This is a genomic window from Nocardia farcinica (genome assembly GCF_029867845.1).
Taxonomy (GTDB): Bacteria; Actinomycetota; Actinomycetes; order Mycobacteriales; family Mycobacteriaceae; genus Nocardia; species Nocardia farcinica_A.
This window is the reverse complement of sequence record NZ_JARWRU010000584.1, coordinates 1-2,129: the sequence shown is the minus strand read 5'-3', so window position 1 is coordinate 2,129 and position 2,129 is coordinate 1. Positions and strand designations below refer to the sequence as shown.

General features: G+C 72.7%; 1 protein-coding gene. It reads left to right on the top strand.

The window, feature by feature from the left end:
* Nucleotides 1–26: 26 nt before the first annotated feature.
* Nucleotides 27–2,129, top strand: a 2,103-nt coding sequence (locus tag QH283_RS12760; protein WP_280503216.1) for a condensation domain-containing protein, incomplete at its 3' end; no start/stop codon positions are given.

The window sequence follows — 2,129 nt, the reverse complement described above, 5'->3', positions numbered from 1 at the left end:
CCGCCCCCGCCGGGGGGGCCTTGGGGGTGCGGGCCCCGGGCGGCGCGCCCACCCCGCCCCTGACCGCGCAGCCGCGCCCCGAGCCGCTCACCCTGCCCGACGGCACGACCGCCGAGCTGGTGCCGCTCTCGCCCGCCCAGCAGCGGATGTGGTTCCTCAACCGCTTCGACAACCGCACCGCGGTCAACAACATCCCGGTCGCGATCAAGCTGACCGGTGAACTCGACGCGGTGGCGCTGCGCGCGGCCGTGCGCGATGTGGTGGCCCGCCACGAGACCCTGCGCACCGTCTACCCCGAGGTGGACGGCGAGGGCTACCAGCGGGTGCTGCCCGCCGAGGAGGCGCTGGTCGAGCTGGACACCGAGTGGGTGCCCGCCGTCGAGGCCACCCGCAGGGTGGTGGAGCTGGCGAGCACGCACTTCGACGTGACCGCCGAGATCCCGTTCCGCGCCACGCTGCTCACCCTCGACCAGCGCAGCAACCTGCTGGTGCTGGTCATGCACCACATCAGCGCCGACGGCTTCTCGCTGCGGCCGCTGCTGCGCGACATCGTGGTGGCCTACACCGAGCGCACCCGCGGCGAGTCGCCGAGCTGGGCGCCGCTCGAGGTGCAGTACGCCGACTACACCCTGTGGCAGAGGTCTGTCCTCGGCAGCGAGTCCGACCCCGAGTCGGTGGCCGCCGCGCAGCTGGCCTACTGGACACGGCAGCTGGCCGACCTGCCCGACCAGATCGAACTGCCCGCCGACCGGCCGCGCCCCGAGGTGGCCTCCAACGCCGGTGCGCTGCACCACTTCTCGATCGACGCCGAGCTGACCAAGGCGCTCGACGATCTGGCGCGCGCGCACGGCGTGACGCTGTTCATGGTCGTGCACGCCGCACTGGCCACCTGGGCCGCGCGCCTGTCCAACAGCACCGACATCGCCATCGGCACTCCGATCGCCGGTCGTGGCGAACGCGCACTCGACGACATCGTCGGCATGTTCGTCAACACGCTGGTGCTGCGCAGCCAGGTGGAGCCGGGCACGACCTTCGCCGAGCTGCTCGAGCAGGTGCGCCGGACCGACCTGGCCGCCTTCGCGCACGCCGACGTGCCCTTCGAGCAGCTGGTCGACGTGCTGAGCCCGGCCCGCTCGCAGGCCCACCACCCGCTGTTCCAGGTCGGCCTGACCTTCGAGGCGGCCTCGGCGGGCGAGGCGCGCACCATCTCGCTGCCCGGCCTCGACCTCGACGTCGTCGACTTCGACACCGGCACCGCCAAGTTCGACATCCAGCTGACCGTGGGCGAGGCCGCCGACGGCGGGTTGTCGCTGTCATGGAACTACGCCACCGAGCTGTTCGACCCGGGGACGGTGTCCTCCTTCGCCGACCGTCTGGTGCGCATCCTGCGCGGCGTCACCGAGGACGCGAACGCCGTCGTCGGCGACATCGACCTGCTCAGCGAGGGCGAGCGCATCGACCTGTCGCAGCGCTGGGTCTCCTCGGGCGAGGACGGCGGTGCGAGCCGCTTCACCGGCGCCACCCTGGTCTCGCTGTTCGACGAGATGGTCGCCGCGCACCCGGACCGGGTCGCGGGCCGCTTCGGCACGGACTCGCTGACCTACGCCGAGCTGGACCGCCGCGCGAACGTGCTGGCGCGCAGGCTGATCGCCGACGGCGCCGGACCGGAGTCGCTGGTCGCGGTGATCCTGCCGCGCTCGCTGGACCTGGTGATCGCGCTGCTCGCGGTCGTCAAGACCGGCGCGGGCTACGTGCCGGTCGACCCGGCCTACCCGGCCGACCGCATCGCCTACGTGCTGTCGGACTCGAAGCCGACCGGCGTGGTCGTCGACTCCACCGTCGAGGTGGAGATCCCGGCGGAGCTGCCCGTGGTGGAGATCGACGGGTACGGCGTGGAGACCGGCGACATGGAGGACGCCGACGACGCGCCGGTGACCGACGCCGACCGTGTCGCGCCGCTGTCGCCGGACAACATCGCCTACGTCATCTACACCTCCGGCTCGACCGGCCGCCCGAAGGGCGTCGCGGTGGGGCCCCCCCAAGTGGGGGGCCGGGTTGCCCAACCCCCCCGCCCCTTAGGGTTGGGTGCCGAGGGCGGGTGGGCCGGGTTACACACCTACGCCATCGAA